Raw genomic sequence first — 21,126 nt, forward strand, 5'->3', positions numbered from 1 at the left:
GCCAAGAATCGCGCTATGCCGAAAATGCGGGCGGCACATCGATCCTGCGTTCGCGTACTGCCCCTATTGCGGAAACCGTCAGAAACTCGGCCTCGCCTGGTATCACGACCCGGTCTGGGTTGCGATCCTGGCCCTGTTCGTATTGGGCCCCTTCGCCCTTCCGTTGGTTTGGTATTCGGCGAGAATGAACCGAGCGATGAAATTCGCGTACACAGCGGGAATACTGGTGTACACTGTTTTTACGGTCTACTACTCGTTTCAAGTCCTCTCGTACGAATTGGGCGTGTTGAGCGATTTAACCGGTCTGCTGTAACCGGGTAACGAATCTACGCAAGAAATGTCTAATCTTCGAGTCGGTAAGTAGTCTGCTGGTGGAATTCGTATCGATTGCCAATGCGAGGTTTTTCGATTTCCGCGCGGTGTGACGCGCAACCGCAAGGGTGAACTTAGGGAGGACGTGAACATGGCAGGGTACGCAAAGCGAAGTAGTCTGGGATTTGGGGTTTGCGTCGTTGTTGCGGCATCGGCGCTGCCGCTGTTCTGGCCGGGCCAGCGAACAGAGGCGGCATTTGGGGATGGAAGCGTTCGTGTCATCAGCAACGGCCCGATCACATTGATGACCGGTGACACCGCATCGTCGATGTTGCTGCTTCCTGCCGTGCAGCGGGCAGCGGCGCGCGTCACGATCGTTGGCGGAGACGGCAAGGTGCTCTTTAGAAAGAACTACGAGGCCCCAACCACGGCCTCGGCCAAGGCAAGCTCCTTTTTTGATGTGTTCTTCGACATTGCGATAACTGACACGGAAATCGTCTTCGACGACGGCGCGGGACGCGAGATAATCGGGGAACCAGTGGGCAATATGGCGATGCTCGGGATCATCATCCAGTTGAAGCTGCCTGCCGTCCAGGACATTCGAATGCCGGAATTTCGCTCGGTACTGGCGACCTTGCAGGTCGATCCGTCGGATCCCTCCGCGCCGATGCTGTTGCTGCCGTATATCGAGCAGAACGTCTTCGCTGGACCGTGAGCACTGGACTGCCGAATTTCGGATACCAGTAGTTGTCGCATGTAGGCGCGCCCCGGACCCAATCTTGGGCGCGAGGCGCGCCTGCCGCGCTTTTCGGTCATTTTATCTTGAATTTGTCGTCGCTTTCGTCGGAGATATTCGAGTTGGATTTCGAGTAGACGCGGACCTTGTAGCCGTTGCCCGTGTCGACCGATTTTGGCACGGTCCACTTTTGTTTGCCGTCGTTTTTCGTGCTGTTGTCGATCGTCTCGACGACGTTCGATCCCTTGAGCAACTCGATGACGACCTTGTTGCCGGCGTCGCCGGTGGATTCCCACTCGACGGTTTCTTTGTCGCCGATATTCCACCTTTCGCCGCCGTTGGGTTTGGTGACCATAATCGTTGGGACATCAATGGTGAGGTTGGCCGTGAGAATGTCGGAATCGGTGCCGATCGTATCGCCCAAGGAGTCGTTGGAGCGCCATGCCGCGATCCAATGACCGTCGCGGTCGGTATCCAGAACGCTGAAGACGTCGCCACCGGTGTCGGTTGTCATACTCGCATTCAGCGCGTCGAAGTCAGTCCAGGTCTTGCCGTTGTCGGTAGATTTGGACGCAACGATATCCTGGTCGTCTCCAAAGGGGCTTTCATCATCGCCGTCCTTGCGCCACACAGCGATCCATGTCCCGAAACCGTCGGTTTGCACTTTCGGCTCGCTGTCGTAGTTGTCGTCAGTGAGGGCGTCGTTATTGATGGCGGTTGGCATGGACCACGTGGCGCCATTATCGGTTGAGTAGGCGGACATGGCCTCGTAGTCCGAACTCGCCATACCGCCGATCGTAATGTTGCCTTCCCAAACGACGACCCAATTGCCGAGCCGGTCGGTTGCGATGGATGGGAACGTTTCGTATCCAAAGTCGACTGCGGCATCGGCGTTTAAGGCCGCGTTTTCGGTCCACGTCTGGCCATTGTTCGTGGAAATGGCGTAGAGCAGGTCGCCGTCACCGCCGACCTTGTCATCTAGTTCGTTTTCGGATTCCCAGACGGCGATCCATGTCCCTGCACGATCGGTTTCGATGCGTGGATCCTGGTCGTACGTGGTATCCGTCGCGGCGTCGCTGTTGAGCGCCTGCACAGCACTCCATGTCGCGCCGTTGTCGGACGATCGGGACGTCAGGATGTCGTAATCACCGATTTCGTCCGTGCCGAGATCGTTGTTGGAATGCCAAACGCAAGTCCAATGCCCCTTGCCGTCCGTGACAACGGACACGTATTCGTCTTTGGAACTGCCGTCGGTCGTCGCGTTCGAGTTGACAATGACGGTATCGGACCAGGTCTGTCCGTCATCCGTCGAATAGGCGGCAAAAATATCGTTGTCCGTTCCGTTGCCTGCAATGTTCTTACCGGCGTACCACACGCACACCCAGTTGCCTTTGCCATCGCCGGCGACCCGCGGTTGAAAACCGACGACTCGGGCGCCGCCATCCGCACTGTTGAGCAGTGCATTGTCGCTCCAGTTGGCGCCGTTGTCCGTCGAGCGCGCGAAGAAGATGTGGTAAAGGTCATCGATTGTGCCGCCCAGCGTGTGATTCGAATTCCAAACGGCAATCCACGTGCCGCTACCGTCAGCGGCAATCGACACCTCCTCGTCGGCGGCATTGTCGTCGGTTGCGGCGTCGGAATTGAGCGGCGCAGAAGGAGAGAAACCGAACGCGGCGATAGCGTGCGGCGCGAGGAGCGCACAAATGCCGGATATCAGACATAATGTCCGAAACCTTCCGGATAGTACCTTCATAGTTTTGGGACTCCTTCGTGGCATGAGCGCGCTATTTCGCTGACTTGCCAGATTTGATAGTGAAATTGGCATCACTTTCGTCTGCGTTGTTGCTATCGTTTTTTTGCTCGATGCGGACGCGGAAGTTGTTGCCCGTGCCGACTCCGGCGGGAACTTCCCACTTGAATTCGCCCTTATCCTTGGTCTTGCTCTTGATGGTCGTGATCTCGACGCCACCCTTCAGCAGGATGAGTTTCACCTTGCCGAGGCTCTCCGACGAATCCCACTGGATGGTGCCTTTCTTACCGATCTTCCATTCTTCGCCGCCGTTCGGGTTTGTAATGGTGTAGGTGGACGGGAACGCGCGTACGGATAGGATGTCCGCGTCACTGCCGAGATCGGTGAACGGTTCGTACGACTCCCAGCCGACAAACCAGTCGTCGTCACCCTTATTCACGATAACGGGGTTGGTGTCAGAGCCGAGGTCGGTCGCCGCGTTGTTGTGCAGTTGCTTGGTATTGGTCCAGGTCGCGCCGTTGTCCGTGGAACGGGCGGTGTGGATATCGAAGTCTGCGGCGGGGTCGCCGTTCAAGGGATTCGTCGATGCCCATACGGCAATCCATCTGCCGTTCGCGTCCGTCGCGATGGATGGCTTGTAGTCGTTGTGCGCGTCGGAATCGGCTTCGGAGTTGACGAAGTCCGGTGTAGACCACGAATCGCCGTTGTCCGTGGAGCGCGCGACGACAATGTCGTTGTCGTCGTCGGCGAGCCCTTTTGCCGGATCAAGCAGGTGCCACACGGCGGCCCAGTTTCCGAGTTCGTCAGTGGTGATACTTGGTTTGCCCGAGCCGGAACCGGCAGTTGTCTGGTTTTTCCATGACTTGCCGTCGTTTGTCGAACGCGCCGAAAGCACGTCGTAGATGGAGTCCTGCCCATCGCCAAGCCAAAGCGCGACCCAGTTGCCGGCGCCATCCGATGCGAGGGCCGGCATTTGGTCGTATTTCGTAGCGTCGGAACTGGCATCGGGATTGAGCGCAGCTTCGTCGCTCCACGAGCCGCCGCCGTTTTTTGAGCGGGAGTAGTGAATTTCGTTGTCGGTGCCTGTGCCTACATTTGCGTTGGAACTCCACGCCGCGATGAACAAGTCGGGACCGCCTGCTACAACGGTGATATCGAAGTCACCCGCGTTGCTGGTTGGAGCGAGCGAGTTCAGGAACGTGGGCGCGGACCACGTCTGGCCGTTATCAGTCGATCGCGAAAAGAGAATATCGTAGTCGATTCCGATGACTCCGCCCAGGTCATTGTCCGATGACCAGGCGACGACCCAGTTGCCCGCTCCGTCGGTTGCAACAGCGGGGCCTTGGTCGGCCGCATCGTCCGTGGTAATGGCGATGGGGTCGCTCCAATTCGCGCCGCCGTCGGATGAGTACGCCGCAAAGATGTCGCCATCGTTTCCGATGCCGTTATCCTGCAGGTTGACTGACGTCCACACAGTGACGAGGTTGCCCGCGCCGTCGCTCGCCACGGACGGGTTTCCGTCCAGTTCAACGTCGGAGTCGGCGTTCGTGTTCACCGGGGCGGGGTCGCCAAACGAGGAATCGGCGAAGGCGGGTGTGCCGGGTGGGCAAAAGGCTATCACTATCAGGCACCAAAGCACACATTGAGAATGCGAGAAACGACGACACATGGATATCCACTCCTTTGTTGCACTACGGATTACAACCAGATTGCCGTGCATCCCGGCGAAGCTTGCAGCCGCACCCCAACCCCTTGGGAAAGGCGCACCGGGAGTTTAACACACAATCCCGCAATTTGTGCCACAGACGGAGTCGTGTCTATGGTCTATATTGATGTACTTGTCGGGAACTATTCGGCGGATTTGATCCGGAAGGATGCGTCGCTCTCGTCGGAGATGTTTGGGTCGTCCTTCGAGACGATGCGTATCTGGTATCCACTACCCGGGGCGGCGTTGGCGGGAACCAGCCAGTTCAGTTTTCCGTCGTTCTTGGTCTTTGCCTTGATTTGGGACACGAAGAGTCCATTGCGGAGGAGAATGAGTTGGACCCGCTCGCCGACGTTTCCCGTCGTCGACCACAGGATCTTCCGCTTCGTATCGTGCTTCCATCGTTCGCCGCCATTGGGCGCGAGCAGGGTAAGGCCATTTACGGAGACGGCGTCGCTAATCGAAATGAGGATGTCGTTGTCCGCGCCGATGGTGTTGCCCAGGGAGTTGGTCGACTCCCAAACCACGGCCCAATTGCCCGCGCCGTCGGTCGCGGTGCGCGCAAAGCGGTCGTTTCCAATGTCCGCTTCCGCGCCCTGGTAGAGCACCGCTACTTCGCTCCACGCCGCTCCATCATTCGATGACGCCGACGCGAAGACATCGTAATCGCCGCCGCGCGCGGTTTGTAGTCCGTGCCACACGACAAGCCAGTTGCCTGCATTATCGCTTACTACACTTGCATTCAGGTCGGCGACGGTGTCGGCATCCGCGTTCGGGTTGAGCGCTTTGACGGGCTCCCAGGTCGCGCCGCTGTCGCTCGACGACGTGGTAAAGATGTCGTTGTCCGAGCCCACGGTTCCGCCGAGTGTGTCGTTCGAGTGCCACACGGCGACGCAGTTTCCCGCCGTGTCGGCGGCGACGCGCGGGGACCGGTCGTTACCCGTATCGCCGGCCGCGTTTGAGTTCAGCGGCGCCATCGCGCTCCATGTTTGGCCGTTATTGCTCGAGCGTGCGAAAAAGATGTCGTAGTCGGTGCCGACAGTGTTGCCGAAGGGATCGTTCGTTTCCCACACGGCAATCCAATTGCCGGCCTTGTCGGTCGCGACGCTTACGTTCGCGTCGAGCCCGATGTCCGTACCCGCGTTGGAATTCAGCGTGGCGACGTTTGTCCACGTCACGCCGCCGTCGGACGATCGCGAGAAGAGGATGTCGTTGTCCGGTCCGACGGTGTTGCCCAGGGTATCGTTTGAATGCCAGGCAATGATCCAGTTCAAGCCACCATCGTTTGCGATGCACGGCATGGCGTCCGCGCCGGTGTCGGAGTCTGCGTTCGAATTGAGGAACTCGACCTCGCTCCAGGTGGCGCCGTTGTCCAGGGAACGCGAGAATAGAATATTCCCGTCGGTGCCTATCGTGTCTTCAAAGCTGTCCGTTGTCACCCAGGTTGCGATCCACACGCCGGCCCCATTGGTTGCGACAACGGGATTGCTGTCGCTGCCGGCGTCATCGGCTGCGTTCGAGTTCAATGGCTCTGTCGCGGACCAAGTCGAGCCGTTGTCGGTTGACGTGCTCACCAAAATATCCGAATCGGTTCCGATTGTGTTGCCGAGCGAATTAAATGAACTCCACACCGCGACCCAATTCCCGTTCCCGTCGGATGCGATATCGGGTGTGTTGTCGGCGGCAGTGCCATCGCCGCCAGCGGTCGAGTTGAGCGCCACGGGTTCGGAGAAACCGAGCACGGCGAGAGCCTGTTGCGGGAATCCTCCGAATGTGACGAATGGGATGAGCACAAGGACGTGCACGTTGCGGGGCCGACCGAGCATGCTGACCTCCCCCCAAGAGAATCCGCGAACCCCGCATGAACCGCCGCGCACCAAGACAGCGGGTACCTTATAGCATTGTGGGTGCGGCGCGTCAATAGGATAGCGTTGCGGGTTCCGTACTTTTTGCAGCTACTCGGGCGCGTCTACCCGGAAACGACTGTCGCTCGAGTCTTTCATCGATGGAGTGTCGACCGACTTGATCTTGATTTTGTAACCCTTGCCGGGGTCGATAGTTGACGGAATGTTCCACCGGTACAATCCGTCGTTCAGGGCGTTACGTTTTATTTTCGCGACCGATTTGCCGTCTTGAACGAGGTTAATGTGGACAGCGCCGCCGGTGTTCCCGATCGAGAGCCAATGGATGGGGACGTTGTCGCCGGCGTTGTACCGCTCGCCGCCATTGGGTGAGAGCACGATAATATTGTCGCCGATGGTGAGCGTGCTTGTCGCGAAGTAGATGTCCGAATTCTCTTCGCCGGGTTCGCCCGGCAAAACGTAGTTGGACAGCCAAACCGCGACCCAATTGCCGTTCCCGTCTGTTTTGATACCGGGAAACGCGTCGTTCACGCTGTCCTTGTGCGCGTTGGTGTTGAGCGCGACGACGGGAGTCCAAGTCTCCCCATTGTCGGTAGAGAAGCACGCGGTGATGTCCGAGTCCGGTTCCGCTTTGGCGGGTTCGCCGGACGTCCACGCGGCGAGCCAATTGCCGTTTTGGTCGGTCGTGAGGACGGGTAACGCGTCGTTGCGCGTATCGATTGCCGCGTCGGGATTAAGCGCCTTGGGAACTGTCCATGTCTTTCCGTTGTCTTCCGAGCGGATGATGAACAGGTCGCTGTCGGTGGTGTTGACCGGAAAAGTGCCGCTGAAGTCCCACGAGGTGTAATCGCCGATTCCGAGCCACGTTCCGTCGCCGTCTGTCTCGATGCGGGAAATGCTGTGGCGGACGTCGTCGGCGTTGTCGTACTCGATAATCGTTTTCGGAGCGCCCCAGGTTGCGCCGTTGTCGTTCGAGCGCGCGGCGACCAGCCCCTCGGAAACAAGGAAGCCCCAATAATTCCACACGATCATCCACTTTCCGACGCCCACGCTGGCGACGCGCGGGCCGCCATCGTCTTGATCGTCTCCGGCGGGACTGACCGAAACCGGATTGCTCCACGTCGCGCCGTTGTCCGTCGAGACGGATGCGAGGATGTCGATGTCGCCACTCGCGCTCACAGGAACAGAAGCGCGCCACGTCGCAAGCCAGTTGCCTGCTCTGTCGGTCGAGAGCCAGGGGAGGGGCGTGCCCGCGGCGAACAGCAATGCGAAGGTCGAATAGATGTCCGCCTTGGCGCTGAGCACGGCGGGGGCGGTCCACGTCACGCCGTCGTCGGACGAGCGGGACACCATAATGGATGCGTCGGCGATGTTGTTCGCGAATCCGAGGTCAACCACCCAAATGGCGACCCAGTTTCCAGCGCCATCCGTGGCGACGCGGATACTGTAATCCGCAACCGAGTCGGAATCGGGATTCGCGTTCGGCGCAAGCGGTTCAGACCAGGTTGCGCCGTTGTCCGTGGATCGGGAAAGAACCACATCGGTTTCGACGGCGAGGTCGCCCTTGTGCCAGGAGGCGATCCACGTGCCGGTCGGACTGTACTCCAGCCGGGGACCGCCGTCGGCTCGGTCGTCCGCAAGTTCGATTGGAAGCGGCGGAGTGAACCCGAGACCGGCATGCGCACAGGGGGGAGTGATCAAAGCCAGGATGGAACCCGCATAAACGCCAAGACGGCGCGACAACAGCATTACAAACTCCAAGATACGGTCCAGTGCCCGCGACACTATACCACCTTTGTGCATTTCGTGAATCTCGGCACCGACGGCAGCACGGCTAGCCGGATTCACGCAGAAATTGAGCGAAAGCGCCAAGTTATGGCATAATAACGGTTTACAAAAGGATTCAAGATGGAACGGACACAGGACATCAATGTACGGTACCTGACCCCCCTGATTTCGCCGCGGGAGATGAAGGAGTTTCTGCCGCTGACGGAGAAGGCGTGCGACACCGTTGTGAGCGGGCGCGAGGCCATTCGCGCGATCCATCGGAGGGAAGACACGCGGCTGTTGGCGGTCGTGGGACCGTGTTCGATTCACAACGAGCAGGCCGCGATCGAGTACGCGATGCGCTTGGCGGCCGTGGCGAAGCGCGTCAGCGAACGCATTCTTGTTGTGATGCGCGTGTACTTCGAGAAGCCGCGCACGACAATCGGGTGGAAGGGCCTCATCAACGATCCCCATCTTGACGGCACATTCGACGTGAGCGCGGGCATCCACAAGGCGCGGGAGATCCTGTTGCGCATCAACGAGATGGGCATGCCGTGCGCCACCGAAATGCTCGACCCTATTACGCCCCAATACACTGCGGACCTAGTGACATGGGCATCGCTCGGCGCGCGCACGACGGAATCGCAAACGCACCGGCAGATGGCCAGCGGTCTTTCGATGCCGGTGGGCTTCAAGAACGGTACGGATGGAAACCTGCAGGTCGCGATCGACGCGATGGAAGCGGCGCGGCATCCGCACGCTTTTCTGGGCATCGATGCCGACGGGCAGACATGTATCGTCAACACGAAGGGTAACCCGGATGGGCAACTCATTCTGCGCGGCGGGCGTTCCGGTCCGAATTACAGCCCCGAACACATCGCCGAGGCGCGCGCAATGCTGGTGAAACGGAACCTCGAGCCGCACATCCTTGTGGATTGCAGCCATGCGAATTCGAACAAGGATTATCGAAACCAACCCGCTGTAATGCGTGATGTCGTGCAGCAGCGCATCGACGGAAACGGCGACATCCTCGGTCTCATGATCGAGAGCAACCTCAATGAGGGCAGCCAGCCGCTTGGCAGCGATCCGTCCGCGTTGAGATATGGCGTGTCCATTACCGATTCGTGCATCGGCTGGGAACAAACCGAAGCCCTTCTCGACGATGCCTGCGCAAACCTCGCCACCGCGGGCGGAGTCGCCGCGCTGAGCAAGTAGCGAGCCGTAGAGATGTACTCGCCCGGACTCCTGCTTGTACTGCTTACGTTTTTTGCGCTACTCATCCTATGCGTGAGTGCGCTCACCTTCGTTCCCGCATATATTCTTTGGGTCAAAACCAAGGACAAGCGCTATCCGATGATTTGGGTCACGTGCAGCGCGCTGATCGTCGCGCTTGCTGGCATGCAGACGTTTTTTCGGCCCTATGTTGTTCCTCAATTTTCGCCTATTGACGAGGTATTGTCCGGCATCGCGGACAAGTCCGGCACGCTGCGTGTAACCGCTTTGCGCGTACCGAACCCGGAACAGCAGCAGGTACGCATCGAGGTGGACGCGGAGAACTCGGGCGATCAATCGGCACTGCTCGGCATCCAGTGCACGACGAGCAGTGGGCAGTCCGGCGAGGCCGCGCCGAAGCAGGCGACGACACATTTCATTTGGACGGTCGAGCCAAAGTGGATAGGCACGTTGACGTGCGAAACGCAACTGCCGGGGATTCTGTATGACGGCGAAGTTACTATCGTCCTGGCGCGGTGCAACTCGAAAACGCCGGGCGCAAATAACTGGCTTCCGGTCGATTCGGAAGCGTTGTGGCAGAAGCGTTTCAGTCTGCTGCCGACGGCCGGTACGACTCCCCAGTAGCAGGCGGCGCATGGTACAATTGTGGCGTAACGCGTCTGGGGGGATGCTGCTATGCAGTATGTGTATGTACTGAAGCCTGCCCGCGCGGAAATCGCGCTCCACCGTCCCACACCGGCGGAAGAAGCCGTCATTGAGGAACACTTCCGCTACCAGGAGGAACTCAACCGGCGCGGCATTGTCCTTTTGGCGGGGCACACGACGCTGGAGGACGAGCGCGCGTTCGCGTTGTGCGTCATCGAAGCGCCGTCGGAACCCGTTGCGCGCGACATCATGAACAAGGACCCGGCCGTCTGGCAGGGAATCATGACGGGCGAGTTGTTTCCGTTCCGCGTGACGATGATGGCGGAACACGCGCTTCAGTCGTGATCAGGCGCTATGGGGTGGAACACGCACCTTCGGGTTGCATGAGTTCAACGCGGTTCCCGAACGGATCGCGAAACTCGAAGCGCCTGCATCCGGGAATCGGAACCTGTTCCTCGACCGTGACGCCGTGCTTCGGTAGGTATTCTCGCCAGTAATCCAGATTGCTGACGCGATAGGCGACGTGCGCCTTGGTCGCCCTACGGTCGACGCCGTTTTCTGTCCCCACGTGAACTTGCCGGTCGCCAACCCGGAGCCAGAAGCCGCCGCGTGGCTTCAACGCGTCGGGCTTTTCAATTTGCGGCAAACCCAGGATACCGCAATAGAACGCGATGCCATCCGCCTCCATACCTTTTGGGATGGTGATCTGGACGTGATCGACGCCGAGAACGGCGCGGTTCGACGGCGCGTTGCTCACGCGATCGCGTGCTCCTTCTCATACGCCGCGATTTTGTCTTCGTGGCGCAGCGTGAGGCCGACGGTGTCCCATCCGTTCAACAGGCATTCCTTCTTGAACGCGTCGAGTTCAAACGCAATCGTCGCCCCGTCCGGCGTCACGATCCTATTGTTAGGTAGATCGATCGTGAGTTGGTATCCCTCCGTGGCGCGCACGTCCTTGAACAACTGCTCGATCGTCGCTTCCGGCAACCGGATTGGCAGCATGCCGTTGTTGAAACAATTGTTGTAGAAGATGTCCGCGAACGACGGCGCCAGGATGCAACGGATACCATAGTCGAGCAGCGCCCATGGCGCGTGCTCGCGCGACGACCCGCACCCGAAGTTGTCTTTCGCCAGCAAGATGCTCGCGCCCTTGTACCGCGGCGCGTTCATCTCGAAGCCGGGATTCAATGAACCGTCCGCATTGAACCGCCAATCGAAAAACAGCGCGTCGTCAAACCCCGTCCGTCCGATGCGCTTCAAAAACTGCTTCGGAATGATCTGGTCCGTATCCACGTTCAGCGCCTCCAGCGGCGCGACAATTCCGGTTAATTTCACAAGCGACTGCATTCTCTTATCTCCGATTCATTCTGCTTCCAGCGTTTGTCGCGTCAGCCTTTCAATCTCTTCAAGAAACCCGGCCGCCGACTGGAAGGTTGTTGTTACGTTCTCTTAATCGACCACAATTAAATCTTCGTAGTCGCTATCCATACGATTTGCAGAAAGATGGTTGTAAAGCGCGCCACATTCTCTCGGCACTATGCCCGTATTGACAAAATCTCTGTTGAACAAAGAGCGAACGCCGGAGTGCTTCGCGGACGAAAGCCCGTGCGCTAACAGCAAAGCATTCACCGCGTAGAAGCACGCATAGTAAGTACGGTTCAAACAACCTGCCCAACTCTTGTTCTCCACGAGCACACGCGCTTCGTCGAGCGTCGCGTGTGCACGCTCAAGCCGGTACTCGATAATGGCCTTCTTCTCGGCAGTCAAATCGCGATGCCTTCCCGCGTTACGTTCTCATGGAACGGCATCGCGCGCCGAAGCGGGTCGTTCCAATCATTTTCGTTATGGATCACGGTCGATATGACTTCGCCCACTTCTAGCTCAAGTTCGTACAAGCGCCACCGCAACTCGCGCTTCACCCGCCAGTCCACTGGAACACTCAACAAAACGAGGAAATCCCAATCCGAGTCGGGCTCCGCATTGCCCCGTGCGCGGCTGCCGTACAAGACCACCTTCGCATGCGCATCGAAGGCAAGCACGGCGTCCTTCACACGCTGCAGCAATTGTTCGCGCGTCATTTCCTTTTCTCGCTCTTCTTTACTTCCCGAAGTGCTCGATTAAGCTTCTCTACGTCCACCAGGTCCTGGGGCCTTCCGCTGTCCGTCTTCAACTGAATCAAATCTTCAAGTCCAACGAAATTGGCGTTCACGGAATCTAGTTTTCCGACGACTCGGTTGCGCCAAGCTTGTCTAAACGTCAATTGGCTTACGAGATCGGTGAATACTTCGATACAACGCGGCCGGAAGCCTAAACGCAGGATATTCTCCGGATCCATGAACTTCTCAACCGGATACGATACGTCCACTCCTTTGTAGAATTGCCTCAGCGCCGCCAAAACTTTTCGTGCATTCGGTTCGGTGCGGTCAATCCAAATATCAAGGTCTTCTGTTGCGCGTGGACGAACGTGCTTTGCCAGCGCGTGCGCTCCCACGATGAGATACCGAACGCCGTTTGCGTTTAACGATGCGATGAACTCTTCGTAGTCGCGGAATGCCATTCATCCCTCGAATTCTAAGGCAAACTTCCAGTGCTTCTTCTGTTGCCTTGAGCCGATCGTCCGGGCTCATGGAGTACCAATAACGGAAGTCTTCCTCTTCCATTTCGTCCCATGAGACTTGTTGAATCGTCCACGTTCGACCATTTCGTTCTATATGCTGAATGTTTTTGGGCATTGATGGCCTCCCGCCTACAACGGCGGCAGCGGCGGGTCCGGCGCTTCTCTCTTGGGCGGAACCGGAACACACAACGCGGATTCAACCGGCACGCCTGGCGGTCCAAAACCGCCGGAATCGCCATGCACGTTATTATAAATCGCTTCCCAGATAGATCTCGCAAGATCGGGTAATCGATTCCCGCCAAAAACGACGAGCACTGCGGCAAGTATGTAGAGTAACTTCGGCTCCGTCCGATCTGGCAATATTTGCCATGGTCCAGTTGCAACGATTGCCAATACCAGCCCGGAAAAGACGCCAATCAACGCGCCCATTGCTCTGCGTACGTTCATCGCATTCTCCACCGTCGATAGGATATTGGTGTCTTCTGTGTAGAATTTCTTAGTTATATTTCCAATTCCGAATGTCAACAAAATGCCCTGTGATCGCCGCCGCGACGGCCATGGCGGGACTGACCAGATGCGTGCGCCCGCCCTTGCCCTGTCTACCTTCGAAGTTGCGGTTCGACGTAGACGCGCAACGGTCGCCGGGGTTCAATCGGTCGTCGTTCATCGCGAGGCACATCGAACAGCCTGCCTCGCGCCACTCGAATCCCGCTTCCTTGAACACCTGGTCGAGGCCTTCCTTCTCTGCCTCTTCCTTCACCTGATGCGAACCGGGCACGACCAGCGCCTGATCGATGCTGGGCGCGACCTTGTAGCCCTTCACCACCTTCGCCGCCGCGCGCAGATCCTCCAAGCGCCCGTTCGTGCACGAACCGAAAAACATCTTGTTAATCGTCACCGCCGTCAGCGGCACGCCTTCATCGAGGCCCATGTATTGAAGGGCCTTCTCAGCGGACAGGCGCGTGTTCGCGTCGTTAATCTCGTGCAACACCGGCGTCTTGCCGGACACACCCGCGACCATACCCGGCGATGTGCCCCACGTGACCTGCGGCTCGATGTCTTTGGCGTGCAGTTCGATGACTGTGTCGTATGCGCATCCGGGATCGGACGCCCATTGCGCCCATTTCTCGACCAGCTTTTCATGCGGCCGGCCATTCAAGTACTCGCGCCCTTTCAGGTACGCGAACGTTTTCTCGTCCGGCGAAATAAGCCCGGCGCGCGCGCCGCCTTCGATTGACATGTTGCACACCGTCATCCGGCCTTCCATGCTCAACGAGCGAATCACGTCGCCGGTGTATTCGATCACGTAGCCCGTGCCGCCCGCCGTGCCTATCTTGCCGATGATCGCGAGGATGACGTCTTTTGCCGTTATGCCGTTCGGCAGCACACCGTTCACACGCACTTCCATCGTCTTCGACTTCTTCTGCAGCAGCGTCTGCGTCGCGAGCACGTGCTCGACCTCGCTTGTGCCGATGCCGAACGCAAGCGCGCCGAACGCGCCGTGCGTGGACGTATGCGAATCGCCGCACACGATCGTGAACCCCGGCTGCGTCAGACCCAGTTCCGGGCCAATCACGTGGACAATCCCGTTGCGCCGGTCCTTCATGTCGAAGCACGCGATACTGAACTCGTCGCAGTTGTTCTTCAACGTCTCAACCTGCAAGCGCGACATCTCGTCGCGGATCGGCTGCGAGCGGTCCGTCGTCGGGATGTTGTGATCCATCGTCGCGAAGGTCAGCTCCGGCCGCCGCACCGTGCGCCCCGCCAGCCGCAATCCCTCGAACGCCTGTGGCGACGTCACCTCATGCACGTAATGCCGATCGATGTAAAGAATCGCGTCCTTCCCCGGCTCTTCCAAGACCAGGTGTGCGTCCCATATTTTTTCGTAGATGTTCTTCGGCATAACTACAACCAACCTCTATCTATTAGGCACCGTATGCGCTGTTTCTTCGCTACTTCGACAATTTGAACTGGTAATGATACTTCTGCTCATTGCCTGCTTCATTAAGCACGATATCCATCAAGACCTTCTTCGCGCGCCAAGACTGATACGAGAAAACCACGGCGGTCTTGCTCTTCGGCGGAATCGTAAGAACCGGCCATGCCGTTGCATCGCTCGGACCCGGTTGCTTCTCCTGGAACAGCAGCACATCCCCGTCAATTACCTTAACGTCCATCGGATTTCCGTCGGTTATCTTAACCGTTTCGGTCTTACCATCGAGCCTTTGCGTCACTTCATACGGCCTAACCGGATCGCTTCCTTGATCCAGACTAAGCATGATGCATTGACCGGTATCGATCTCTATTTCATGGTCCGAATCGTTTTCGAATGCCCAGACGCTCATGCACCAACTCCAACTGTATGTCTCGGTGTGTATGTGCTCGACAGTCACCGGTCCGGCCGATACACGCGCCGTTTTGAGTCCGGCCAATCTGGGTATAACTTCTGGTATTCCAAACTCAGCGAGAGAAGTCAGTTCTCCTCCAGAACTTCCCTTGGACGACTTAGGGCGCTTGAACATTTCGACTCGGGTATTGGCATCTTTCAACACATCGGAGAGCGCGATAAACTCCACAACTTGATACAGGATCGACTTCGGTGTGCAACTCGTCACAAGTACAAGGCACGCCAGCAGCGCAAACACAAGGTGACTGCGCTTCGCTTGCGCAATGCTATATGCGCGTAATAATGCGACCCATTTTATCAACGTGGTGTGTCCTCTAATTATTCGCTACCGCTATTCCACACCATACGCGCCAATCACATTTCCTTGTCCATCAACCACGACCAACTTCTTTCCCTGGCCGATCGGCACCGACTTACCGCCAATACTGATAACACTTTTCGCGATGGTGAAATTCACGGTACCGAACTGCACGGCGGAGACGCCCTTTGCGTATTCGTAGTTGAACAGGCTGTTGCCGGTGCCGCTCTTACCGCCGGCGGGCAGGCGGTCGTCGGACGAGATGATGACGCCACCGCCGCGGGATTCGTCGTCAAATTTCATGCCTTGCACCGCGATGCGCACGTCGCCGAGGTCGGTGATGCCGTAGCCGTTCTTCGAGTACGTCTCGCGCGTTGCGGTGGCCTGTCCCTTACCCGTTGACGATTTCGTGCTGAGATCGACGGCGGTTTTGAAGGGCATTTTGGCCAGCTTGCGCGCTTCCGGGTCCATGTCCGATGCCGGTTGCACGTCATACTGCACGTCCGTGGGGGCGGCCATCGCCAGTTGCTCGGGCGGCAATGCGGGTTCGGCGGGTTCGGTGGACGCGCCAGCCGCGTCTGACGCGCCGGTCTGGTCCGGCGCTTCTGACGCGCCGGGTTTCTTGCCGCCGACGAGACCGAAGGTCATGCGGCTCATCAGCGTGCGCTTTTCCTTGGGTTCCTCTCCGGCAGTGGATTCTTCATCCGGCGCCGATTCGGCTTCCGCCGGTTCCGGTTGCGCGTCAGTTTCCGGCGCCGGTGTATCCATTGCCGGCTGTTCCGTGGCGGCGGGCGCCGCCGCGTCCGTCGATTCGGCAGGCGCTTCCGGCGCGTCGGACTTCTTGCCGCCCGCCAGACCAAAGGTCATGCGGCTCATCAGGGACCGCTTCTCTTTGGGCTGGTCGTCCGAGGCCGCTTCTTCGGCTTGTTTCGCTTCGGCCTTGGCTTGTTCTTGTTGTTCCTTCTCGGCGCGTTCTGCGTCGCGCCTTGCCTGTTTCTCGGCATCCCGTTGTTCTTTTTCCGCACGCTTCGCGGCCTTCTCATCTTCTTTGGCTGGCCCTTCGGCCGGCGGAGGCGTCGTCGCAGTGGATTCAGTCGACGAAGTTGTGGTTCCGGACTGACCGGACGTGTCTGTCTCGCGGCCTTCCTTGCCGCCGACAAGACCGAAGGTCATCCGGCTCATCAGCGTACGTTTCTCACCAGTGCCTTCGGAATCTTCCGATCGCGTCGCTCCTGCCTTTGCTTCGTCCTTTTCGGCGCGCGCAGCCGCCTTCTCCTGTTCCTTCTGCTCCTTGGCGGCGAGTTTTTCTTCGCGTTTGCGGGTTTCTTCTTCCTGTTCCTGTTGGCGCTTGGCGGCCTTGGCATCGCGCTTTGCCTGCTCGCGTGCTTGTTTCTCTTGCCGCTCCCGTTCCCTCTCAGCGGATTTCGCGTCGGCTTCCGCCTGCTTGTCGGCGTCCGGTTGTTTATCGCCGCCGACGAGGCCGAAGGTCATGCGGCTCATCAGGCCGGGCCTGTCTTCGCTCTGTTTCTCCTCTTTCGCGGCAGCCTTGCGCGCCTTTTCTTCCTCTTTGGCGGCGCGTTTTTCCGCTTCCCGCTGTTGCTTCTCTTCCTTCTCGCGCGCTTTGCGTTCGGCCTTGGTTTCCTGCGCGGCGTCGGCCTGTTGGACGTCGGACTGCTCGCTGCCGCCAATCAGCCCAAACGTGGCCTTGTTCATGACGTTTTTCGTGCTGGCGCAACCGGCAACAATGACACCAATCGCGCATAACACAACAAACGCACGCACGGTCCAATTGTTCATAGATGCCTTCATATCGAATCCAACCCCCGAATTGTTCTAAATACCCTCTGAAACATTTCGGCGAAACGTCCCTGCCTTACGCGTTGTACTTCCGCAGCACGTCATCGAGCGCTTCCCGCAGCAGGACCGCCTCACCGACGCCCATCCGTTTCGCGAGCCGCGAGAGGCCCGCCAACTGGCCCTGGGTGAAATGGCTTGTCTTCGTCACCATGCGCTCTTCGCGCGCCAGACAGACCTTGTTGCGCCCGCCCGCCTTCGCGCGGTAAAGGGCCTCGCTTGCCTTTCGGACGATATCCACGCACGCCGCGCCGTCGTCGGGAAAGGACGCCACACCCGCACTCACGGTAAGCGAGAATTTTACCGCTTGATCGCGGGAGTAAACAATCCGTTCGCCTTCCAGTGCGCGACGCGCCGTCTCGGACAGTAGAAAGGCTTCCTCTTTTTCGACACCCGGGAGAATGGCCGCAAAGGCGTCTCCCCCATAACGAACGATTTCCGCGCGTTCGCCCATCGAGTCCGCCAATGCCTGTCCCATCCAGTCTATGACCGCGTCCCCACCATCGCGTCCTTGGCCCTCATTTAACTTGCCAAAGAGGTCGATATCGAAAAGCGACATTGCCAGCGGCGCATTGGCTTTTTGGGCAGTCGCGAGAGCAATCTCAAACGCGGCCACGAATCGTTCGTGGTGCGGAGACGCTGGGGGGCGTTTTGTTGTCGGGGCGGATACCATGGAGGATTTATACCACTTCGATCATACATCTGTCAACATATGTATAGACAAAGTATTATGTATCTTGCAGCTAATAGCTAGTCAAACGATATCTAATACACAATGTATAGACTCTTAATAGTATGCATTCATCGTTCCGCGTAATAGATGCTGCGTATGGGAAAGAATGGAACTGTTGCCTCTTGAGATAGTTGTATATAGAATTACGCCGCGCGCGGAGGGGAAAGCATCGGCCATGCTCAATCGGGTATTTACGTCGCGGGAACAGATTCTATTGATCGGTTGCGCCTCGGCGATTTGCGTTGGCGGCATTGCGTATTACATCGCCCAACGTGAGGCGCCTGCGCCCGTCGAGATACGCGAAATCCAGATTCCGGTGCCGCAGGAGAAGCGGGAAGAACCGGTCGAGCAGCCGGTCCTGTCCGCCGTGGAAGCGCGTGAGCCGGAGAAGGCCAATCCCGTCCGAAGAATCAGTGTTTCAGTAACGGGCGCGGTGACGACGCCGGGGGTTTACGAATTCGACGAGACTGAACGCGTCGAGGACGCGATCGAGGCGGCAGGCGGCGCGACGGGCTACGGCGATTTAAGCGACATCAACAAGGCAGCAGAGTTGATCGACGGTTCCGCGCTGGTGATACCGGTCGCCGGCAGGGAAGGCGTGGAGGATGGCAAACGATTGGTGATTCGGACAGGGCAGAGCGCGGCTGCACTGAACCCCGCCGAGTACACGATCTCGGGTTGGCGTAGCGCGGCGCGTTCGCGGTCAAGCGGGTCCGTGGCCCCGTCCGGTACGAGTCAGCAGACGGGCACGGCGTCCACGGCCGGTTCGGAACTGATCGACGTTAATTCGGCGAGCGCAGAAGAACTGGAGACGTTGCCCGGGGTTGGGCCGAAGCTGGCCGACGCAATCATTCAGTACCGCAAGAAGCAGCCGTTCCAAACTGTCGACGATCTCAACAATGTTCCCGGCATCGGCGATAAGCGGTTGGCCGACATGCGGGCGCTTGTGCGTGTGGGGCCATAAGCGGCTTTTGGCACCACAAAACGAGAACGCGGAGCGAACCGATCGGTCCGCTCCGCGCGTCGCACGAACTGTATTAGATTACGACCCCAAAGTCTCCCACAGCTCGGCGTTATATTTGTTCAGTTGTTGGGATACTCGCTCGCCCTGATGTTCTTGAACGAGAGGTCCGTAGTCGGGTCGTGTCCTTGCAGATGGATGGTGCCCGGTCCGGGCACGTACCCATTCTTGCCGTCGTTTTCCGGGTGGATGGGCCGATTGTCCGCGAAGTCGCTGACCTGGTAGCCGTTGATCCAGACCGATGCGTGATTTCCAGTAACGACAACGGTCTTGGTGAACCATTCGCGGTCGGTCGAGACGACGTAGCGCGCGGGCTGGTTGCCGTAGTTTCCGCCGGTGCCGAAGTCGTTTGGTTTCGCCCGATCGTTGTCTTTCCACTCGTTGCGCACCTGCGATTCGTATCCCTTCCAGAACACGCCAACGGGACCGCGGAAGAAGACGCCGCTATTCAGGGCGTCGCCGTTCGAGATGATGTCGAGTTGCAGCGCGAAATCCTTGAACAACTCGGTCGTTTCAATCTGGCCGTTGCCGTCTTTGATATTGAGCGCGCTGTCAATGACCGAGAACTTCGATTTTCGGCCGGGGATTTCCTTCCAACCCGTGAGGTCTTTGCCGTTAAAGATTGGCTTGAGGTTCAGCGGTTGCAGTTTCGCTTCGGCGATCTCGAGCTTGATGCGGTGTTCCCAGGGGCCGTGGTTGCCGTGTCCGTAGTAAAAGAACGCGATACGCCCGCGGCCACGCGACCCCTTAATCTCGGCGTCCTTGCCATCGACTTTCGCGGAAAGGTTCGCGCCATTTGCATCGATCTCGACGGTATGCCAATCGGCGCCGCCGTCCTTTGGCTCGCTGATAACGAGCATTGCCGAACCGTTCTCGCTCGGGTGACCATCGAGGCCGGCGCGCACGGCGATGCCTGCGATATCCTCGGCGGAAAGGCGCACCTTCGCGGTGAACTTGAAGTCGGCGAATTCGCTTGTTGTGGTAAGCGCGCCGTTGGTGCCGTCGGCGCAAACGATGTTACCGCCGTCGACGGCCCATTTTGCGTCGCCGCTTAACGTCCAGCCGAAGGTCGTTTCGCCGTCGAACAGACTGATCCAGCCCGCGGCCGCTTCGTCCTTGGGCAATAGTTTGGGTTCGGCCGTTGCGGCCGCGCAGACCACGAGCGCGATTGCCGCGGCCCAGCCAGCCTTCTTCACTATCCCACCACGCATACTCACGACTCCTTTCATTCAGCGGTTTCACGATCGGAAAGATTTGGTGTTGAATCCCGCGCGCCCAACGCGGAAAAGCGTATCTTACCTTTTACGTCGAGACCGCTTCCAGCGCTGTTCAAGGATGTCGATTTCGTGGCGGAAGTTGGTACGATTGGCAAATGGACGTAACCAAGCGATTCTCCGACCGCGTCGAAAACTACGTCAAGTTTCGTCCGGGATATCCGGACGGCTTGGTTGTGCATCTGTTGGATCGGGCGAAGTTGTCGCGTGGGAGCGCCGTTGCGGATATCGGGTCCGGCACGGGCATCTTTTCGGAGCTGTTGCTTGCGCGCGGGCTGCGCGTATTCGCGGTGGAACCGAATCCGGAAATGCGCGCGGCCGCGGAGCGGATGCTTGGAAAACAGAATGGGTTCGTCAGTATCAACGGAAGCGCGGAGTCCACGGGCCTTGACGACGCGTCCGTCGATGCGGTTGTCGCGGCGCAGGCGTTTCACTGGTTTGACGGTGTTCGCGCGCGCGCGGAGTTCCGGCGGATTCTACGACCCGGAGGCATGGTCGCGCTGGTCTGGAACGATCGCAAAGTGGATTCAACACCGTTTCTGGCCGAATATGACGCATTGCTCCGATCGAAAGGTACCGACTACGAAAAGGTAAACCACCGGAACGTCGACGCGGAGCGCTTGCGCGCGTTTTTCGGTCCGTGCGGATATGAGGAGTCGACATTCGACAACGAACAGCGCTTTGACTGGGACGGACTCTACGGCAGGGCGATGTCATCGTCGTATGTGCCGGCGGAGGGCAGCGCCGGGTGCAACGAGTTTGTCGCCGGGCTGCGCGCGGTCTTCGACGCGCATGCACGGGGTGGGATAGTGGCTTTCGAATACGACACACGGATGTTTATTGGGGAAGTGAGATGACGCGCCGCGATTAGAACGGATCTATGGAAATGATGCGGGGCTGTGGATGCTCTTG

21 protein-coding genes are annotated in these 21,126 nt (G+C 58.6%); 6 read left to right on the plus strand and 15 right to left on the minus strand.

Features of this window, described 5'->3' with window-relative positions; translation table 11 throughout:
* Positions 1 to 463 precede the first annotated feature (463 nt).
* Positions 464 to 1,027, plus strand: coding sequence for a hypothetical protein (locus HUU46_16570; GenBank protein ID NUM55261.1), 564 nt, complete (start codon positions 464 to 466; stop codon positions 1,025 to 1,027).
* 97 nt (positions 1,028 to 1,124) lie between these two features.
* On the opposite strand, the gene HUU46_16575 is transcribed toward HUU46_16570, so the two are convergent.
* The 4 genes from HUU46_16575 to HUU46_16590 form a co-directional block, all read right to left on the minus strand.
* Positions 1,125 to 2,801 carry an exo-alpha-sialidase gene (locus HUU46_16575; GenBank protein NUM55262.1) on the minus strand — a complete coding sequence of 559 codons (1,677 nt, stop codon included), beginning with the start codon at positions 2,799 to 2,801 and terminating at the stop codon, positions 1,125 to 1,127.
* 31 nt (positions 2,802 to 2,832) lie between these two features.
* Positions 2,833 to 4,419 carry a hypothetical protein gene (locus HUU46_16580; GenBank protein ID NUM55263.1) on the minus strand — a complete coding sequence of 529 codons (1,587 nt, stop codon included), beginning with the start codon at positions 4,417 to 4,419 and terminating at the stop codon, positions 2,833 to 2,835.
* Positions 4,420 to 4,646: 227 nt separating this feature from the next.
* A complete protein-coding gene (locus tag HUU46_16585) occupies positions 4,647 to 6,329 on the minus strand; it encodes an exo-alpha-sialidase (GenBank protein NUM55264.1) in 1,683 nt (560 codons plus the stop codon).
* 129 nt (positions 6,330 to 6,458) lie between these two features.
* A complete protein-coding gene (locus HUU46_16590) occupies positions 6,459 to 8,114 on the minus strand; it encodes a hypothetical protein (GenBank protein ID NUM55265.1) in 1,656 nt (551 codons plus the stop codon).
* Positions 8,115 to 8,273: 159 nt separating this feature from the next.
* Between HUU46_16590 and HUU46_16595 the strand changes: the two genes are divergently transcribed.
* The 3 genes from HUU46_16595 to HUU46_16605 are packed head-to-tail and all read left to right on the plus strand — an operon-like array spanning position 8,274 to position 10,355.
* Positions 8,274 to 9,347, plus strand: a complete 1,074-nt coding sequence (locus HUU46_16595) for a 3-deoxy-7-phosphoheptulonate synthase (GenBank protein ID NUM55266.1) — start codon at positions 8,274 to 8,276, stop codon at positions 9,345 to 9,347.
* Positions 9,348 to 9,359: 12 nt separating this feature from the next.
* A complete protein-coding gene (locus tag HUU46_16600; protein NUM55267.1) occupies positions 9,360 to 9,989 on the plus strand; it encodes a hypothetical protein in 630 nt (209 codons plus the stop codon).
* Between the two features lie 51 nt (positions 9,990 to 10,040).
* Positions 10,041 to 10,355 carry a hypothetical protein gene (locus tag HUU46_16605; protein ID NUM55268.1) on the plus strand — a complete coding sequence of 105 codons (315 nt, stop codon included), beginning with the start codon at positions 10,041 to 10,043 and terminating at the stop codon, positions 10,353 to 10,355.
* 7 nt (positions 10,356 to 10,362) lie between these two features.
* On the opposite strand, the gene HUU46_16610 is transcribed toward HUU46_16605, so the two are convergent.
* The 10 genes from HUU46_16610 to HUU46_16655 form a co-directional block, all read right to left on the minus strand.
* On the minus strand, positions 10,363 to 10,698 hold the full coding sequence (locus HUU46_16610) for a VOC family protein (GenBank protein NUM55269.1): 336 nt from the start codon (positions 10,696 to 10,698) through the stop codon (positions 10,363 to 10,365).
* Positions 10,699 to 10,763: 65 nt separating this feature from the next.
* Positions 10,764 to 11,357 (minus strand): 3-isopropylmalate dehydratase small subunit, encoded by a 594-nt coding sequence (gene leuD, locus HUU46_16615; protein ID NUM55270.1) that lies wholly within the window; start codon positions 11,355 to 11,357, stop codon positions 10,764 to 10,766.
* Between the two features lie 102 nt (positions 11,358 to 11,459).
* Entirely contained in the window at positions 11,460 to 11,777 is a 318-nt protein-coding gene (locus tag HUU46_16620) for a HEPN domain-containing protein (protein ID NUM55271.1), read from the minus strand.
* A complete protein-coding gene (locus HUU46_16625; protein NUM55272.1) occupies positions 11,774 to 12,088 on the minus strand; it encodes a nucleotidyltransferase domain-containing protein in 315 nt (104 codons plus the stop codon). The genes HUU46_16620 and HUU46_16625 overlap by 4 nt, the downstream gene beginning before the upstream one ends.
* Positions 12,085 to 12,567, minus strand: coding sequence for a nucleotidyltransferase (locus tag HUU46_16630; GenBank protein ID NUM55273.1), 483 nt, complete (start codon positions 12,565 to 12,567; stop codon positions 12,085 to 12,087). Before HUU46_16630 ends, HUU46_16625 begins: the two co-directional genes overlap by 4 nt.
* A gap of 189 nt (positions 12,568 to 12,756) precedes the next feature.
* Entirely contained in the window at positions 12,757 to 13,152 is a 396-nt protein-coding gene (locus HUU46_16635) for a twin-arginine translocase TatA/TatE family subunit (GenBank protein ID NUM55274.1), read from the minus strand.
* Complete coding sequence (leuC, locus tag HUU46_16640) at positions 13,124 to 14,530, minus strand: 3-isopropylmalate dehydratase large subunit (GenBank protein ID NUM55275.1); 1,407 nt, start codon at positions 14,528 to 14,530, stop codon at positions 13,124 to 13,126. The genes HUU46_16635 and leuC overlap by 29 nt, the downstream gene beginning before the upstream one ends.
* Positions 14,531 to 14,579: 49 nt before the next feature.
* The gene (locus HUU46_16645; protein NUM55276.1) at positions 14,580 to 14,972 is read right to left on the minus strand and encodes a hypothetical protein; all 393 of its coding nucleotides are present in this window, start codon (positions 14,970 to 14,972) and stop codon (positions 14,580 to 14,582) included.
* 393 nt (positions 14,973 to 15,365) lie between these two features.
* On the minus strand, positions 15,366 to 17,141 hold the full coding sequence (locus HUU46_16650; protein NUM55277.1) for a hypothetical protein: 1,776 nt from the start codon (positions 17,139 to 17,141) through the stop codon (positions 15,366 to 15,368).
* A 64-nt stretch (positions 17,142 to 17,205) separates the two neighbouring features.
* A complete protein-coding gene (locus tag HUU46_16655; protein NUM55278.1) occupies positions 17,206 to 17,802 on the minus strand; it encodes a diguanylate cyclase in 597 nt (198 codons plus the stop codon).
* Between the two features lie 292 nt (positions 17,803 to 18,094).
* On the opposite strand from HUU46_16655, the gene HUU46_16660 reads away from it, so the two are divergent.
* On the plus strand, positions 18,095 to 18,883 hold the full coding sequence (locus HUU46_16660; GenBank protein ID NUM55279.1) for a helix-hairpin-helix domain-containing protein: 789 nt from the start codon (positions 18,095 to 18,097) through the stop codon (positions 18,881 to 18,883).
* Positions 18,884 to 19,002: 119 nt separating this feature from the next.
* On the opposite strand, the gene HUU46_16665 is transcribed toward HUU46_16660, so the two are convergent.
* Positions 19,003 to 20,151 (minus strand): DUF1080 domain-containing protein, encoded by a 1,149-nt coding sequence (locus tag HUU46_16665; GenBank protein NUM55280.1) that lies wholly within the window; start codon positions 20,149 to 20,151, stop codon positions 19,003 to 19,005.
* A gap of 161 nt (positions 20,152 to 20,312) precedes the next feature.
* Here HUU46_16665 and HUU46_16670 point away from each other — a divergent pair, with 161 nt between their 5' ends.
* Positions 20,313 to 21,071, plus strand: coding sequence for a class I SAM-dependent methyltransferase (locus HUU46_16670; GenBank protein ID NUM55281.1), 759 nt, complete (start codon positions 20,313 to 20,315; stop codon positions 21,069 to 21,071).
* The last annotated feature ends 55 nt before the right edge of the window (positions 21,072 to 21,126 follow it).

This window comes from Candidatus Hydrogenedentota bacterium (genome assembly GCA_013359265.1).
Taxonomy (GTDB): domain Bacteria; phylum Hydrogenedentota; class Hydrogenedentia; order Hydrogenedentales; family SLHB01; genus JABWCD01.

Excerpts from the sequence above, each read along its gene's own strand:
- HUU46_16575 (NUM55262.1), bottom strand. The coding sequence starts at position 2,801 with ATGAAGGTACTATCCGGAAGGTTTCGGACATTATGTCTGATATCCGGC.
- HUU46_16570 (NUM55261.1), top strand. The coding sequence starts at position 464 with ATGGCAGGGTACGCAAAGCGAAGTAGTCTGGGATTTGGGGTTTGCGTC.
- HUU46_16590 (NUM55265.1), bottom strand. The coding sequence starts at position 8,114 with ATGCTGTTGTCGCGCCGTCTTGGCGTTTATGCGGGTTCCATCCTGGCT.
- HUU46_16670 (NUM55281.1), top strand. The coding sequence starts at position 20,313 with ATGGACGTAACCAAGCGATTCTCCGACCGCGTCGAAAACTACGTCAAG.
- HUU46_16610 (NUM55269.1), bottom strand. The coding sequence starts at position 10,698 with ATGGAGGCGGATGGCATCGCGTTCTATTGCGGTATCCTGGGTTTGCCG.
- HUU46_16650 (NUM55277.1), bottom strand. The coding sequence starts at position 17,141 with ATGAAGGCATCTATGAACAATTGGACCGTGCGTGCGTTTGTTGTGTTA.
- HUU46_16645 (NUM55276.1), bottom strand. The coding sequence starts at position 14,972 with ATGAGCGTCTGGGCATTCGAAAACGATTCGGACCATGAAATAGAGATC.
- HUU46_16595 (NUM55266.1), top strand. The coding sequence starts at position 8,274 with ATGGAACGGACACAGGACATCAATGTACGGTACCTGACCCCCCTGATT.
- HUU46_16660 (NUM55279.1), top strand. The coding sequence starts at position 18,095 with ATGCTCAATCGGGTATTTACGTCGCGGGAACAGATTCTATTGATCGGT.
- leuD (NUM55270.1), bottom strand. The coding sequence starts at position 11,357 with ATGCAGTCGCTTGTGAAATTAACCGGAATTGTCGCGCCGCTGGAGGCG.
- leuC (NUM55275.1), bottom strand. The coding sequence starts at position 14,530 with ATGCCGAAGAACATCTACGAAAAAATATGGGACGCACACCTGGTCTTG.
- HUU46_16625 (NUM55272.1), bottom strand. The coding sequence starts at position 12,088 with ATGACGCGCGAACAATTGCTGCAGCGTGTGAAGGACGCCGTGCTTGCC.
- HUU46_16605 (NUM55268.1), top strand. The coding sequence starts at position 10,041 with ATGCAGTATGTGTATGTACTGAAGCCTGCCCGCGCGGAAATCGCGCTC.
- HUU46_16630 (NUM55273.1), bottom strand. The coding sequence starts at position 12,567 with ATGGCATTCCGCGACTACGAAGAGTTCATCGCATCGTTAAACGCAAAC.
- HUU46_16585 (NUM55264.1), bottom strand. The coding sequence starts at position 6,329 with ATGCTCGGTCGGCCCCGCAACGTGCACGTCCTTGTGCTCATCCCATTC.
- HUU46_16600 (NUM55267.1), top strand. The coding sequence starts at position 9,360 with ATGTACTCGCCCGGACTCCTGCTTGTACTGCTTACGTTTTTTGCGCTA.
- HUU46_16665 (NUM55280.1), bottom strand. The coding sequence starts at position 20,151 with ATGCGTGGTGGGATAGTGAAGAAGGCTGGCTGGGCCGCGGCAATCGCG.